The following is a 13,613-nucleotide window of genomic DNA, read 5'->3' as shown; positions in this document are numbered from 1 at the left end:
GCTCGCCTTCGCCGCGTAGCGCCGAGAAGTTCGAGCCCGTGCCGGAGCCGTACTTGAAGAGACGTGCTTCACGGACCCAGAGGTCCATGATGCCGCCCTCGTTCACCAGGTCATCGGTGACGCCCTGGATGAAGCAGGCGTGCGGCTGTGGGCGCTCATAGGCCGAGTCGGACGGATAAGAGGCGCCATCGCGATGATCGACGTACCAATGGCCTTGTCCCGGGCCATCGATGCCATAGGCCCAATGCAGTCCGGTGTTGAACCATTGCGGCGAGTTTGGCGCGCAAATCTGGGCCGCCAGCATGTAGCAATGTTCGTCGTGGAAGGCGCGGGCGTCGTCTTCACTGTCGAAGTAACCGCCCTTCCAGCCCCAGTAGGTCCAGGCGCCGGCCATGCGCTGGAAGACCTGACGGGAGCTGCGCTCGCTGCCGTAGCGCTCGGCCTCGGGCAACGCGGCAATCGCAACGTCATCGGACTGCGAGCGCCACAGCCACTCGGGCACGTCGGTCTCGGCGACCTTGACGAGGCGGGAGGGGATGCCGGCGCGGCGGAAATACTTTTGGGCGAGTACGTCGGCGGCAACCTGCGACCAGCCGGCAGGCACGTCGATGCCCTTAAGCTGGAAGACGATCGAACCGTCGGGATTGCGGATTTCGGAGTCGGCAACACGAAACGCCATTCCTTCGAATGGTGATTTTCCTGCTTGCGTATACCGACGCTCGAAGCGCATCGACGATCCCCCGTGCCCAGTTCCCGTCATTTATTTCCTAGCGGGGTGTGCTCGAATTGGAATCGAGCACGCACATATGGGCACAGGAGGATACTAAATTACAAAATCTTGTGTGCGCAACTACATTTTGTAGACCATGGTGTTGATGATACTAGATGATGCAATCGCGCAACAGGTCATCGAGTCGGGCGAATCGCATGTCATCGAACGACTTGGAATTGGTGTTCGACGGCGTCGCGTTGCACGTCATCGAGTGCGCGCGTACAAGCGGCGCGGTCACTTTGCGAGGCATGGTTCGTTCATGACGATCGGCACTTGGCTCTTCACGAAACTACATGGCGCACTCGTCGGCACCGATGCCGAAGGCAACCGTTACTTCCAGAACAAGCGCGTGATCCCCGGCCGTCGGCGCAAGCGCTGGGTCATCTACAACGGCGTCGCCGAGGCCTCGCGCGTGCCGCCGGATTGGCATGGCTGGCTCCACTATACGACCGATGCAACTCCGCCCGCCGGTGGCCTGCAGCGCAAGGCGTGGCAGAAGGATCACGAGCCCAACCATACGGGCACCGACCGTGCCTATCGCCCGCCGGGCCATACGCTGAGCAGTGGCGACAAGCCCAAGCCTCACTATGAGGCGTGGCGTCCGGGTTGAGACGCGCCTGCAGCAAGGGAGAAGTGGCGTGAGCCGCAATATCGTCGAGACGATCGTTGGCGCTTTGGTCCTGCTGGTGGCGGGCGTCTTCGTCTTCTACGCTTTCGCCAAATCGGACCGGACCGGCCCCGACGGCTACGAGGTCGTCGCGCGATTCGGCCGCATCGACGGGCTGAAGCGGGGTGCCGATGTGACATTGAGCGGCGTCAAGGTTGGGACCGTCACGGGCATTGTACTCGACGGCAAGACCTACCAGGCCGTTGTGCGGATGGCGGTGTCGTCGAACGTCGATCTGCCGGCCGACACCAACGCCAAGATCGTGAGCGAATCGCTCCTCGGCGGCACGGTCGTGGCCCTCGAACCCGGCGGCGACAAGAAATTGATCCGCGCCAACGGCGAGATCCAGAACACCCAGGATTCGATCCCCCTCACCGAACTGATCGCCAAGTTCATGTTCGGCGGTACCGGGTCTAAGTGATGAGCGCGCGTGCCCCCAAGGCGCCGCCGGTGTGGCGGCAACCCGACGGCAAGCCGGTGTCGTGCCTCGAAAAGATCAAAGTCATGAACCAGAATGTCCAGGAAATCGAAAACCTCTGCGCCGATGCGCTGGAGGATGGAGTCCTGATGGGATGCGACGTCGATCAGATCAAGGCGGCGCTGCATGCGTTGATCGACGGGCTGACGCCGCCCGGGGCAAAAGACTGAACATGCGCGGACTGGTCGCCCTTGTGGCCATTGCGACCTTGGCCGCAGGGCTCGGTGCGTCCGTGGCCCAGACGCCGCCGCCGCGTCCCGGCAGTGCCAACCTGAGACCGATTCCCGATGCCCCGGGCAAGCGCGTGGCCGAACTGCAGGGCCTCGACAAGGTGACGGCGCGTACCCAGCGCTTCTATGCCCCCGTCGGCCAGACGACCCGTTTCGGGACGCTCGAGATCGCCGTCGCCGATTGCCTGGTGAATGTGCCCGAGGCGCCGCCGGAAGCGGTGGCCTATCTCACCATCGTCGACAACAAGCCAGGCCAGGCCCAGGAGAAGCTGTTTGCCGGCTGGATGTTCGCGTCGACGCCGTCGCTTTCGGCGCTCGACCACGGCGTCTACGACGTTCGCGTGCTCGCCTGCACGATGGCGCAGGGATCGGCCCCGCCCAGCTCGCGCTGAAACGCCGCCGGCCGGTCGACCGCGTCGGCCAGCAGCGTGCGGAAAGCTTCGCGGGGGATTTCGATGGCGCCGAAACTCCTGAGATGCTCGGTCATGAACTGGCAGTCGAGCAGCCGGAAGCCACCCTGGACGAGGCGTGCCACGAGATGGACCAGCGCCACCTTCGAGGCGTCGCGCTCGCGGCTGAACATGCTCTCGCCGAAGAATGCCGCCCCCACCGAAACGCCGTAGAGCCCGCCGACCAGTTGATCGCCGATCCGGCATTCGACGCTGTGGGCATGGCCGCGGCAATGCAGCTCCGAATAGAGGTCGACGATCGGCTCATTGATCCAGCTCTCCGGATGACCTGGCCGCGGTTCGGCGCAGGCGCGCACGGTTTCGGCGAAGGCGGTGTCGGCGCTGACGGCAAATCGCCCCGAGCGGATCGTGCGCGCGAGACGGTGTGGCAGGTGGAAGCCGTCGAGCGGCAACACCGCGCGCAGTCTGGGATCGAGCCAATGGAGTTTGGGGTCGTCACGGCGCTCGCCCATGGGAAAGACGCCGATGCGGTAGGCCTGCAGCAGGAGGTCGGGCGTGATCTCCAGCATCGTCGCCGCTACTTCTTGAGGCCGACCAGCTTCTCCAGCCAGTGGATATCGTAGTCGCCGTCAATGAATGCTTGCTCGCCGATGATCCGCCGGTGCAGGGGAATGGTCGTGTCGATGCCGCCGATCACGAACTCCTCGAGTGAACGGCGGAGCCGCATCAGACACTCGTTGCGGCTGTTGCCGTTGACGATCAGCTTGGCCACCATCGAATCGTAGTAGGGCGGCATCACATAGCCGGTGTAGAGTCCCGAATCGACGCGCACGCCCAATCCGCCGGGCGGATGGTAGTCGGCGATGCGGCCGGGGCAGGGCATGAAGGTCTCGGGGTTTTCGGCGTTGATCCGGCACTCGATGGCGTGGCCCTGGATGACGATGTCCTTCTGGGTCATGCCGAGCGGGGCGCCCGAGGCGATGCGGATCTGTTCGCGGACCAGGTCGATTCCGGTCACCGCCTCGGTGATCGGGTGCTCGACCTGCAGGCGGGTGTTCATCTCGATGAAATAGAATTCGCCGTCCTGGAACAGGAACTCCATCGTCCCGGCGCCGCGATACTTGAGCTTGCGCACGGCGGCGGCGGCCAATTCGCCGATCCGGTTGCGCTGCTCCGCGTTGAGGGCGGGCGAGGGAGCTTCTTCCAGCACCTTCTGGTGCCGACGCTGCAACGAGCAGTCCCGCTCGCCGAGGTGGACGCCGGCGCCGAGGCCATCGCCCAGCACTTGGATCTCGATATGGCGTGGCCGCGGCAGGTACTTCTCGAGATAGACCGAATCGTTGCTGAACGCGGCCTTGGCCTCGGTGCGGGCCAGCGAAAACGCCTCGGCCGCGCCCTCGGCGTCGTCGACCACTTTCATGCCGCGCCCGCCACCGCCGGCCACGGCCTTGATCAGGATCGGCCAGCCGATCTTGGTGCCGAGCGCCACAATCTCCTCGATCGAGGAGACGGGACCGGGCGACCCCGGCACAAGCGGCAGGCCGAGTTCTTTGGCGGTCTGCTTGGCCACGATCTTGTCGCCCATCATGGCGATATGCTCGGGTGTCGGGCCGATGAAAGTGAAGCCGTGCGCTTCCACCGCCTCGGCGAAACGCGCGTTCTCCGACAGGAAGCCATAGCCGGGATGAATGGCGTCGACACCGGCGATGGTCGCTGCCGACAGGATCGCCGGGATGTTGAGGTAGCTCTCGCGCGCCGGCGGCGGTCCGATGCAGACTGATTCGTCGGCGAGGCGGACATGCATGGCGTCGCTGTCGGCCGTCGAATGGACCGCCACCGTCTGGATCCCCATCTCGCGGCAGGCGCGATGGATGCGGAGCGCGATCTCGCCCCGGTTGGCGATCAGGACCTTGTCGAACATTGCCTTGGATCGCCTCTATTCGACGATCATCAGAGCTTCACCGAACTCCACCGGCTGGGCGTTGTCGATCAGGATCTGCATGACCGTGCCGGCCTTGGGGGCCTTGATGGGGTTGAAGGTCTTCATGGCCTCGATGATGAGGATCGTCTGCCCGGCGGCGACCTTGTCGCCAACGCTGACGAAGTTGGGCTTGCCGGGCTCCGGGGCGAGATAGGCAGTGCCCACCATTGGCGACTTCACCGCACCGGGATGCTTGGCGATGTCGCCGGCGCCGGCAGGCGCGGCGGCCGTGACGGGAGCAGCGGCGGGCAGGGGACCGGGGGCCGCCATCGGCGCCGCGGTGTAGGTCACGGTCGGTCGCGCAATGCGGATCCGTCGATCGCCATCGGCCAGCTCGATTTCGCCGAGATCGTTCTCCTCCAGGATCTCCGCCAGTTTGCGGACGAACTCGGTATCCATCTCGAACTTTGCCATGGAGAAACGCTCCGGATGAAGTCAGCGACCCAGCAGGCGGGCCAGTGCCTGGAGGGCCAGAAGGTAGCCTTGGGTGCCGAGACCGGCGATCACGCCGATCGCCGCCGGGCTGATATAGGAGTGATGCCGGAAACGCTCACGCTTGTAGATGTTGGAAAGATGGACTTCGACCGTCGGCACTTCGGCGGCATTGAGCGCGTCGAGCAAGGCGACCGACGTGTGGGTGTAGGCGCCGGCATTGATGACGATGCCGGCGTTCCTTTCGCGTGCCGCCTGAATGAGGTCGACCAGCGCGCCCTCGTGATTGCTCTGGGCGAACTCGACCGCGAGGCCCAGGCGCAACGCCTCGGCCCGGCATGCCTTTTCGACATCTGCCAGGGTTTCGCGGCCGTAGATCTCCGGCTGCCGCTTGCCCAGCATGTTGAGATTGGGCCCGTTGAGCACCAGCACCGGCTTCTTGGCCGGTGGACGCCGGGCGGCCTTCGCGGCCAAGCCTGCCTCCCTAGGTTCACACGCGCAATTCACATGTGGCGGGCGTTATAGCATGACGAATCGGGGCCACAAGACGGGGTGAGGCGAGCCTCTATGTGGTGCCCCTCAGTGCCGTGGCATGTGCGAACAGCCTGTCGGACAGGGCGTCGAAGCCACGTCTTTCGTCGGGGCTGAGCGCCTTGTAGAGCCGGGCCTCGTAGCCGAGGGCGAGGGGGACGATGCGCGCATGCATGGCGCGGCCGCGGGCGCTCAGCTTCAGCGAGGCGCGGCGGCGGTCGCTGCGGTCGGTTGCACGTTCGACCAGGCCTCGCTTCATGAGGCCCGCGACCGCCCGGCTGACGGCCACCTTGTCCATGACGATACGCTGCCCCACATCCGAGGCGGTGAGCGGCGCGAAGCGCCCCAGTGCCGCCATGACCCGCCATTGTGTCACCGACAGGCCGAAGGGTTGGGCGTAGAGGTCGTGCAGCGATTCGCTCACCAGCTGGGCCAGGACCGAAAGCCGGTAGGGGAGGAATTTCTCCAGTTCGAGGGCTTGCAAAGCGTTCGGCATAATAGTTACATCTGAAACTAATTCAGCCGGGAGGTCAAATATGGCCAGCATCAGCGAGCGGACTGTCCTCGAGGCCGATCCATTGAACCCGATGGGCACCGACGGCTTCGAGTTCGTCGAATACACCGCGCCCGATCCGGCGGCGCTGGGCGCCTTGTTCGTGGAGATGGGCTTCGTGCGCGTCGCCCGGCACCGATCCAAGGACGTCTCGCTGTTCCGCCAGGGCGACGTGAATTTCATCGTCAACGGCGAGGCGGAGAGCTTCGCTCAGGGCTTCGCCCGCGTGCATGGCCCCAGCGTCTGCGCCATCGCCTTCCGGGTGAAGAACGCGGCCCGCGCCTACAAGCGGGCGCTCTCGCTCGGCGCCTGGGGCGTCGAAAACAAGGTCGGGCCGATGGAGCTCAACATCCCGGCAATCAAGGGCATCGGCGACTCGTTGATCTACCTGGTCGACCGCTACGGCGATCGGGGCAACATCTACGACGTCGATTTCGAGTTTCTGCCGGGCGTCGAGCACAATCCGAAGGGCGTGGGCCTCACCTATATCGACCATCTGACCCACAACGTGCATCGCGGGCGGATGGACGAATGGGCCTCCTTCTATGAGCGCCTGTTCAATTTCCGCGAGATCCGCTACTTCGATATCGAAGGCAAGCTGACGGGGCTGAAATCCAAGGCGATGACCAGCCCGTGCGGCAAGATTCGCATCCCGATCAACGAGAGCACCGACGACAAGTCGCAGATTCAGGAATATCTCGCCGCCTATCACGGCGAGGGCATCCAGCACATCGCGCTCGGCACCGGTGACATCTACGAGACGGTCGAAACGCTCAAGGCCAGGGGCGTGCCGTTCCAGACCGTGCCCGACACCTATTATGAGCAGATCGACAAGCGCCTGCCCGGCCATGGCGAGGACCTGGCGCGGCTGGCAGCCGACCGCATCCTGATCGATGGCGCGCCGACCGAGGGTGGCGGGCTTCTGTTGCAGATCTTCACCCAGACGGTGATCGGCCCCATCTTCTTCGAGATCATCCAGCGCCGGGGCAACGAGGGCTTCGGCGAAGGCAATTTCCGCGCCCTGTTCGAATCGATCGAGCTCGACCAGATCCGTCGCGGCGTATTGAAAGGTTGAATTCCTCCCCCGTCATCGGGGGAGGTGCCCCGCTCACAGCGGGGCGGAGGGGTCAGAAGGTTCGCGATGAAGCTCATGACCCCTCCGTCGGCGTAAGACGCCGACACCTCCCCATTTGAATGGGGAGGAGGTACAAAAGGAGGAACGAATGGCCAAGAACTGGATTCCGCTGCGTCAGGTCGAGGGCACCGCCTCGCGCCAGGCCCATGTCCGTCTGCCCGAAGGCACCTACGAGCGCGAGATCAGCAAGGAGGGCTTCTTCGGCCCCTCGGCGCAGTTCCACCACAAACACAAGCCGACCGATTGGGTCGAGTTCGACGGGCCGATCCGGCCACGCGCGCTCGACCTCAACAAGATGACGGCGCCCATGGGCAGCCCGTGGATGGCCCCGCTCGTCATGGGTAACGCCCACATGCAGATGCGCATCTGGCGTCTGGAGAAGGCGATGACCGAGCTGGCGCGCAACAGCGACGGCGACCAGCTCCTGTTCGTCCACGAAGGCGCTGGCGCCCTGTTCTGCGACTACGGCCACCTCGACTACACCGAGGGTGACTACCTCGTGATCCCGCGCGGCACGATGTGGCGGCTGGAGCCCGCCAGGCCCACCGTGTCGCTGATGATCGAGGCGACCAACGACCACTTCACCCTGCCGGAGAAGGGGCTGGTCGGCCATCACGCGATCTTCGATCCGGCAATGCTCGACACGCCGCGCATCGATGACGCCTTCCGCGGCCAACAGGACGAGCGCACCTGGAAGGTGTCGGTGAAGCGGCGCAACCAGCTCTCGACCGTGACCTTCCCGTTCAATCCGCTCGATGCCGTGGGCTGGCACGGCGACCTCAGCGTCGTGCGCATCAACTGGCGCGACCTCAGGCCGCTGATGAGCCATCGCGTCCACCTGCCGCCGTCGGCGCACACCACGTTCGTGGCCGGCCGCTTCGTCGTCTGTACCTTCGTGCCGCGCCCGCTGGAAAGCGATCCGGAGGCGCTCCGCCTGCCGTTCTTCCACAATAACGACGATTTCGAGGAAGTGATCTTCTATCACAAGGGCAGCTTCTTCAGCCGCGACAACATCCATCCCGGCATGATGACGGTGCATCCGACCGGCTTCACGCATGGCCCGCATCCCAAGGCGTTCAATGCGGCAACAAAACCTGTCGGTAGTGGCGGCAAGACCGAGACCGACGAGGTCGCTGTGATGATCGACACGCGCGACGCGATAGACGTGGCCGACATGCCGGCCGGCGTGGAGTTCGAAGGCTACGTGAAGTCATGGCGGCCGCCGGAGATGAAGCAGGCGGCGGAGTAGGGATAACATCGATGAAACTGGGAACGCTGAAGGAAGGCGGCCGCGACGGCACGCTGATCGTGGTCAACCGCGAGCTCACGCGTGCGGTCCGGGCCACGAACGTGGCGCCGACCTTGCAGCGGGCGCTCGATGACTGGGCGGAAGTCGTCCCGCGGCTGCGGGCGCTTGCCGAGCAGCTCGCCGACGACAAGGCGCCGGGCTCCTTCGAACTCGACAGCACCGCGCTTGCGGCACCGCTGCCGCGCGCCTACCAGTGGGTCGACGGCTCGGCCTACGTCGTTCACGTCGAACTGGTCCGCAAGGCCCGCGGCGTCGAGATGCCGCCGTCGTTCTGGACCGATCCGCTGATGTACCAGGGCGGCTCCGACTCCTTCATCGGCTCGACCGACGAGATCGAGGCCGGGGACGAGGCGTGGGGCATCGACTTCGAGGGCGAGATCGCGGTGTTCGTCGACGACGTGCCGATGGGCACATCGGCCGCCGCCGCGCGAAAGCACATCAAGCTGGTCACGATCCTGAACGACGTGTCGCTGCGCAACCTGATCCCGGCCGAGCTCAACAAGGGCTTCGGTTTCCTCCATGGCAAGCCCGCCACGGCCTTCGCGCCGGTCGCCGTGACGCCCGACGAGCTGAGCGACGCCTGGGACGGCGCCAGGCTCAACCTGCCGCTGATCTCGACGTTGAACGGCAAGGAGTTCGGCCATCCCAACGCCGCCGTCGACCTCACGTTCGATTTCGGCCAGCTCATCGCCCACGCCGCCAAGACCCGTCATCTCGAGGCCGGCACTGTCATCGGCTCGGGGACGGTCGCCAATCGCGATGCCGCGGCCGGCTGTTCCTGCATCGCCGAACGCCGCGTGCGCGAGACTCTGGACGGTGGCAAGCCGGTGACGCCATTCATGAGTTTCGGTGACCGGATCCGCATCGAGATGTTCGACCGCGGCGGCCGGTCGATCTTCGGGGCCATCGACCAGAAGGTCGTGCGCTACACGCCGCCGGCCTAAGCCATGCTAGAGTGATCGCCGGAGGCGGTCATGAAGCTCATCGGCTATTTTCGTTCGTCGGCGGCGTATCGCGTGCGGATCGCGCTCAATCTCAAGGGCATTGCGGTCGAGCACGCCTCGCGGCACCTGCGCAAGGGCGAGCAGAGGGCGCCGGACTACGCCGCCATCAACCCGCAGAAGCTGGTGCCGGCCCTGGTGCTCGATTCGGGCGAGGTGCTGACGCAGTCGCTCGCCATCCTCGAGTACCTGGAGGAGACCCACCCCCAGCCGCCCTTGCTGCCCGGGGATCCGGTCGGCCGGGCGCGCGTGCGGGCGCTGGCGCTCATTCCGACAGCGGACATCCATCCCATCCAGAATCTGCGCGTGATGAACTATCTGCGCGAGAAATTCGGGCAAACCGAGGAAAGCGCCTTCGGCTGGTCGCGTCACTGGATCGAGACGGGCTTCGACGCCTACGAGGCGTCGATCGTGAACGACTCCCGGACCGGTACCTTCAGCCATGGTGACATGCCGACCATGGCCGATCTCTGCCTCATCCCGCAGGTCTTCAACGCCGCGCGCTTCAAGGTCGACATGAAGAAGTACCCGACCATCCAGCGCATCTACGATGTCTGCATGCGGCATCCGGCCTTCGATGCCGCCCAGCCGGCCAGGCAACCGGACGCAGAGGCGTGAAGAAGAGCGTCGTTGCCGGCATTGCGGCGATCGCCCTGATCGCCGGCGGCGCGGCGGCGGTGCCGGCCGTGGAGAGCTATGCGGCGGCACGGATCAAGTCTGAAATCGAGCGCGACGGCACCACGACGGTGGGCGGGATCGAGGTCGGGCTCTTCGATCGCAGCATCTCCTTCACGGATCTGAAGTCCAGCCAGGCGGCCGGGATGTCCGTCGGCCGCTGGCAGGCCTCGGGGCTGGGCTGGCCGCTGGCGGAATTGATGCGCGGCCGCACGCCGCTCGCGGGCTTCCGCTGGGGCGACCCGCTGCAGGCCGGCCGTCTCGAACTCAGCGATCTGCGCATCGGCAGTCCTGACGCTGGCGGTGCATGGAAAATCGACTCGCTCGCCCTCGAAGGGGTCGACCTGGCGCGCTTCGATGCCGGCGACATCGGCCCCTACGGCTCGCTGGTCCTTGTGGCGCGGGCGCTGGGTGCGCTGTCGGTGCGCCGCCTGGAACAGCGCGGCGCCGTCTTCGTCATGCCCGGCAGCGGCGACGCCTTCAGCGTGGCGACGATCGTGATCGAACGCTACGCGGGCGGCCGCATGGCGACGGTCGCCGTCGGCGGCATCGAGGCAACGGCGCCCCAGGGCCGTGCGCCGCTGTTCCGGATAGCCGACGTCGCGATCAGCGGACTCGACGTGCGCCGGAGCCTGGCGGCTTTTTCGTCGGCGGATTGGCGTCCCAATGCCCCGATCGGGCAGGTCAGGGTCGAACGCGGCAGCGCCACGGGCTTCGGCGGCGATACGCTGGCGCGCTATGGTGTGTCGCTGGGCTCCGTCACCGTCGAGACGGTGCGCGAAAGCGACTCGGTCAGCCGATCGCGCACCCGGGTCGACGGCTTCGTGCTGGCGCCGCCGTTGCGCAGCATGGAAAGCCTGAAACTGCGGCTCGCCCTGCAGGCGATGGGTCTGCGCGAACTCAAGTTGAGCTTCGATTGCGCGGGAGCGGAGGACCGCGCCCGCGCCGAGATCACGCTCGACCGTTGTGCCCTCTCAGGTCCCGGCCTTGCGGAGATCAATCTCACCGGCCGGATCGTGGGGGCCGACGAGGCGTTCTGGCATGCCGTCGACGATGGCGATCCGGCTGCCCTCTACGATTCGAAGGCAGCCCTCGCCTCGGCCCGGCTGGTGGTGGCCGACGCAAGCCTGCTGGAACGTTCGCTCAAGGCGCTGGCGGCGACGACGGGACAGCCGGCGGCGGCGACCAAGGCCAGTCTGGCACGCGATATCAGGCGCTTTCAGCCGGCGGGCATGCTGATCACCCAGAATTTGACGCTGCTCCTCGATGCCGTCGCGCGTTTCGTCGAGCAGGGCGGCACCCTGACGTTCGACGCCCGGCCCGAGCCGCCGCTCGCGATCGACAGGATCGATTACCTGACGAGCCCGGGCGCCGATCTGGTCAGTGCGCTCGGCCTGACGGCGACGCTGTCGCGCTAGGGCGGATTCCGCGGAGTTTCGCGGGGTCCTTCAGAAAGTTGACATTTCAGCAGGTTTTGAGCTATTTTTCTGGTAAGTTGGCGCCAGATGCGCCGGCCTTTTCATTCCGGCAAAGACCTGCCCGCGGCCGCCCGCGGGTTCGTGCTCGAAGCACAAGGTCGCCGCCGCGGGTCCTGACCCGTGGACAGACAAAAGAACACGCCCGCGCCTCCTTCCCACCCGGCCCGTCCGGTCGGCCGTCAGGGAGACGCACGAACGACGCCGGCCAGCCGGCGCACCGGGCAAGCTCCTCCGGGGGATGACGGCCGAACGCAAGGAACGACAGAAGAGATCGAGGCCCCCAATCGGGGACAGGTCCGGGCCCAACTTCGGGCCCAACACTCCCACGTTTCAGGTGGGCCCGCCGAGGGTGGGAAAAGATTGAGTTTACTGGCTTCCAGGCGGCTGGAGAGCCGAATTTCTGTATGTCGAGTTGGGCCAACTTTCAAAAGTTGGGCCCGGCGAAGTCGACCTCTTACCGCTTGCGGGCGTCGGCGATCAACTGCTTCAGCGCGGCTGCGTCGACGGCCCCGGGGACGAACTGGTCGCCGATCACGAAGGCGGGGGTGCCACGAACGCCCAGCGCGCCGGCCAGCGCCATGTTGCGGTCGATCAGCTGCTTGAACTTGGGATCGTCCATGTCCTTTTCGAGCAGCGCCACATCGAGGCCGACCGAAGCCGCGATCTCGAGGATGCGCGCGCGATCGAGCTTGGCGCTCGTTTCCATCAACGCGTCGTGGAACGCGAGATGCTTGCCCTGCTTGACCGCGGCCAGCGCCGCGAGGGCCGCGATTCGCGACGGCTCGCCCAGGATCGGCAGATCCTTGTAGATCACCTTGACCTTGCCGTCGGCGGCAACCACCTGCTTCACGGCCTGGTGCGCGCGCTTGCAGTAGGGGCACTGGTAGTCGTTGAAATCGACGATGACGACATCGGCGTTGGCATTGCCGCTGGACGGGCTGTCGGGGTCGGCCAGCAACTCGGCCTTGTGCTGGCGGATCGCCTTCTGCGCCACCGCGTCGCGCTGGTTGTCCTGCTTGCGTTCGAGCTCCTGCATCGCCTCGACCAGCACTTCCGGGTTGGCGATCAGGTATTCACGGATCCTCTTGCCCAGTGCCCCCTTGTCGCCGGCGTCAGCGGTTGCGGCCGGCGCGGCGAGGCGGGCAGGCGTGGTGGCGCCCGCGGCGAGGAGCGCGCCGCCGCCGATCAGGGCAGCGCAAAGAGCAAGTAGGATCGAACGCATTGTCGTGAACTCCGGAACAAGAGGTGAGGGGCCGGCGGCGTGACCGGAGCGATCGTCAGCGGCGCGGACGCGTGTTGATATAGGCCTTGATGTCCTGGGCGCGCTGCCACGCCGGCGTGCCGGGCTGCAGGCTGCGTTCGGCGGTCGCTGCGTGCGACTGCGCCTCGGCGCGCTGGCCGCGCAGGATCGCCATTTCGGCGCGGGCGAGCGACGTCATGCCGGCGTTGTTCTGCTTGGAATAGGCGGATGCCAGCAGCCGCCACAGTTCGAACGAGCCGGATTCCTGCTGCACGGCGAGTTCGAGGTTGCGGATGGCCTCGCGGTCGTTCTCGGCATTGTTGGTATCGAGAAGCGCCCGCGCCAGGTCGATCTTCAGGATGCCCGTTGACGGCAACAACTGGACGGCGCGGCGGTAGGGGCCGACGGCCTCGGCGGCGCGGCCGTTCTCGTAGAGCATCTGCCCCTTGACCTCGTGGAAGTAGGGGTCGTTGGGATATTCCTTCAGCAGGCCGTCGATGGTGAGCAGCCCCGAGCCGAGATTGCCCCGGCGGTAGAGAGCGATGGCACGGGCATAGCGTGCCGGCACCGACCGGTCGGCCTCGCTGAAGCGCTGCAGGGCGACATCGGGCACGATGAAGCCGTAGAGCTTGGCGACCATGCGATGATGCATGTTGAGGAATTGGGGCGTGTCGGGCGTATTGGCGTAGGGCGAGCGTGCCGCGGCTTCCTCGAACGCGGA

Annotated in this window: 16 protein-coding genes and 1 pseudogene; 9 read left to right on the top strand and 8 right to left on the bottom strand. The window is 65.8% G+C overall.

Features of this window, described 5'->3' with window-relative positions:
• A pseudogene (locus EPO55_RS19095) lies at positions 1-730 on the bottom strand (vitamin B12-dependent ribonucleotide reductase); the annotation flags it as partial.
• A gap of 301 nt (positions 731-1,031) precedes the next feature.
• Between EPO55_RS19095 and EPO55_RS19090 the strand changes: the two are divergent.
• Genes EPO55_RS19090 through EPO55_RS19075 form a run of 4 tightly spaced genes read left to right on the top strand, consistent with a single transcriptional unit; the run spans position 1,032 to position 2,539 of the window.
• Positions 1,032-1,382 carry an NADH:ubiquinone oxidoreductase subunit NDUFA12 gene (locus EPO55_RS19090; protein ID WP_296338727.1) on the top strand — a complete coding sequence of 117 codons (351 nt, stop codon included), beginning with the start codon at positions 1,032-1,034 and terminating at the stop codon, positions 1,380-1,382.
• A gap of 28 nt (positions 1,383-1,410) precedes the next feature.
• Entirely contained in the window at positions 1,411-1,860 is a 450-nt protein-coding gene (gene mlaD, locus EPO55_RS19085) for an outer membrane lipid asymmetry maintenance protein MlaD (protein ID WP_296338726.1), read from the top strand.
• Positions 1,860-2,087 carry a hypothetical protein gene (locus EPO55_RS19080; protein ID WP_296338724.1) on the top strand — a complete coding sequence of 76 codons (228 nt, stop codon included), beginning with the start codon at positions 1,860-1,862 and terminating at the stop codon, positions 2,085-2,087. Before mlaD ends, EPO55_RS19080 begins: the two co-directional genes overlap by 1 nt.
• 2 nt (positions 2,088-2,089) lie before the next feature.
• Positions 2,090-2,539, top strand: a complete 450-nt coding sequence (locus EPO55_RS19075) for a DUF2155 domain-containing protein (RefSeq protein WP_296338723.1) — start codon at positions 2,090-2,092, stop codon at positions 2,537-2,539.
• Here the strand turns inward: EPO55_RS19075 and aat are convergent.
• The 5 genes from aat to EPO55_RS19050 all read right to left on the bottom strand — a co-directional run bounded on the left by aat (position 2,476) and on the right by EPO55_RS19050 (position 5,997).
• The gene (gene aat, locus EPO55_RS19070) at positions 2,476-3,126 is read right to left on the bottom strand and encodes a leucyl/phenylalanyl-tRNA--protein transferase (RefSeq protein ID WP_296338722.1); all 651 of its coding nucleotides are present in this window, start codon (positions 3,124-3,126) and stop codon (positions 2,476-2,478) included. The genes EPO55_RS19075 and aat overlap by 64 nt on opposite strands.
• An 8-nt stretch (positions 3,127-3,134) precedes the next feature.
• Positions 3,135-4,478 (bottom strand): acetyl-CoA carboxylase biotin carboxylase subunit, encoded by a 1,344-nt coding sequence (gene accC / locus EPO55_RS19065; protein ID WP_296338721.1) that lies wholly within the window; start codon positions 4,476-4,478, stop codon positions 3,135-3,137.
• 15 nt (positions 4,479-4,493) lie between these two features.
• On the bottom strand, positions 4,494-4,952 hold the full coding sequence (gene accB / locus EPO55_RS19060; RefSeq protein WP_296338720.1) for an acetyl-CoA carboxylase biotin carboxyl carrier protein: 459 nt from the start codon (positions 4,950-4,952) through the stop codon (positions 4,494-4,496).
• Positions 4,953-4,973: 21 nt separating this feature from the next.
• Positions 4,974-5,444, bottom strand: a complete 471-nt coding sequence (gene aroQ / locus EPO55_RS19055; RefSeq protein WP_296338719.1) for a type II 3-dehydroquinate dehydratase — start codon at positions 5,442-5,444, stop codon at positions 4,974-4,976.
• A 91-nt stretch (positions 5,445-5,535) separates the two neighbouring features.
• On the bottom strand, positions 5,536-5,997 hold the full coding sequence (locus tag EPO55_RS19050; protein WP_296338718.1) for a MarR family transcriptional regulator: 462 nt from the start codon (positions 5,995-5,997) through the stop codon (positions 5,536-5,538).
• Positions 5,998-6,037: 40 nt separating this feature from the next.
• Between EPO55_RS19050 and hppD the strand changes: the two genes are divergently transcribed.
• From hppD to EPO55_RS19025, 5 genes are all read left to right on the top strand, one after another.
• The gene (hppD, locus tag EPO55_RS19045; protein WP_296338717.1) at positions 6,038-7,129 is read left to right on the top strand and encodes a 4-hydroxyphenylpyruvate dioxygenase; all 1,092 of its coding nucleotides are present in this window, start codon (positions 6,038-6,040) and stop codon (positions 7,127-7,129) included.
• A gap of 148 nt (positions 7,130-7,277) precedes the next feature.
• Positions 7,278-8,438 (top strand): homogentisate 1,2-dioxygenase, encoded by a 1,161-nt coding sequence (locus EPO55_RS19040; RefSeq protein ID WP_296338715.1) that lies wholly within the window; start codon positions 7,278-7,280, stop codon positions 8,436-8,438.
• 11 nt (positions 8,439-8,449) lie between these two features.
• Positions 8,450-9,442: a fumarylacetoacetate hydrolase family protein gene (locus EPO55_RS19035; protein WP_296338714.1), complete on the top strand. Its 993-nt coding sequence runs from the start codon at positions 8,450-8,452 to the stop codon at positions 9,440-9,442.
• Positions 9,443-9,472: 30 nt separating this feature from the next.
• Positions 9,473-10,117 carry a maleylacetoacetate isomerase gene (gene maiA / locus EPO55_RS19030; protein ID WP_296338713.1) on the top strand — a complete coding sequence of 215 codons (645 nt, stop codon included), beginning with the start codon at positions 9,473-9,475 and terminating at the stop codon, positions 10,115-10,117.
• Positions 10,114-11,592: a hypothetical protein gene (locus EPO55_RS19025; RefSeq protein WP_296338711.1), complete on the top strand. Its 1,479-nt coding sequence runs from the start codon at positions 10,114-10,116 to the stop codon at positions 11,590-11,592. The genes maiA and EPO55_RS19025 overlap by 4 nt, the downstream gene beginning before the upstream one ends.
• 514 nt (positions 11,593-12,106) lie before the next feature.
• Here EPO55_RS19025 and EPO55_RS19020 read toward each other — a convergent pair.
• Together EPO55_RS19020 and EPO55_RS19015 are read right to left on the bottom strand one after the other, a co-directional pair.
• The gene (locus tag EPO55_RS19020) at positions 12,107-12,874 is read right to left on the bottom strand and encodes a DsbA family protein (protein ID WP_296338709.1); all 768 of its coding nucleotides are present in this window, start codon (positions 12,872-12,874) and stop codon (positions 12,107-12,109) included.
• Between the two features lie 55 nt (positions 12,875-12,929).
• Positions 12,930-13,613, bottom strand: a 684-nt coding sequence (locus tag EPO55_RS19015) for a tetratricopeptide repeat protein (RefSeq protein WP_296338708.1), incomplete at its 5' end; no start/stop codon positions are given.

This window comes from Reyranella sp. (assembly GCF_004296935.1).
Taxonomy (GTDB): Bacteria; Pseudomonadota; Alphaproteobacteria; order Reyranellales; family Reyranellaceae; genus Reyranella.
The sequence above is the reverse complement of the archived record's forward strand: the minus strand, read 5'-3'. Positions and strand labels throughout refer to the sequence as shown.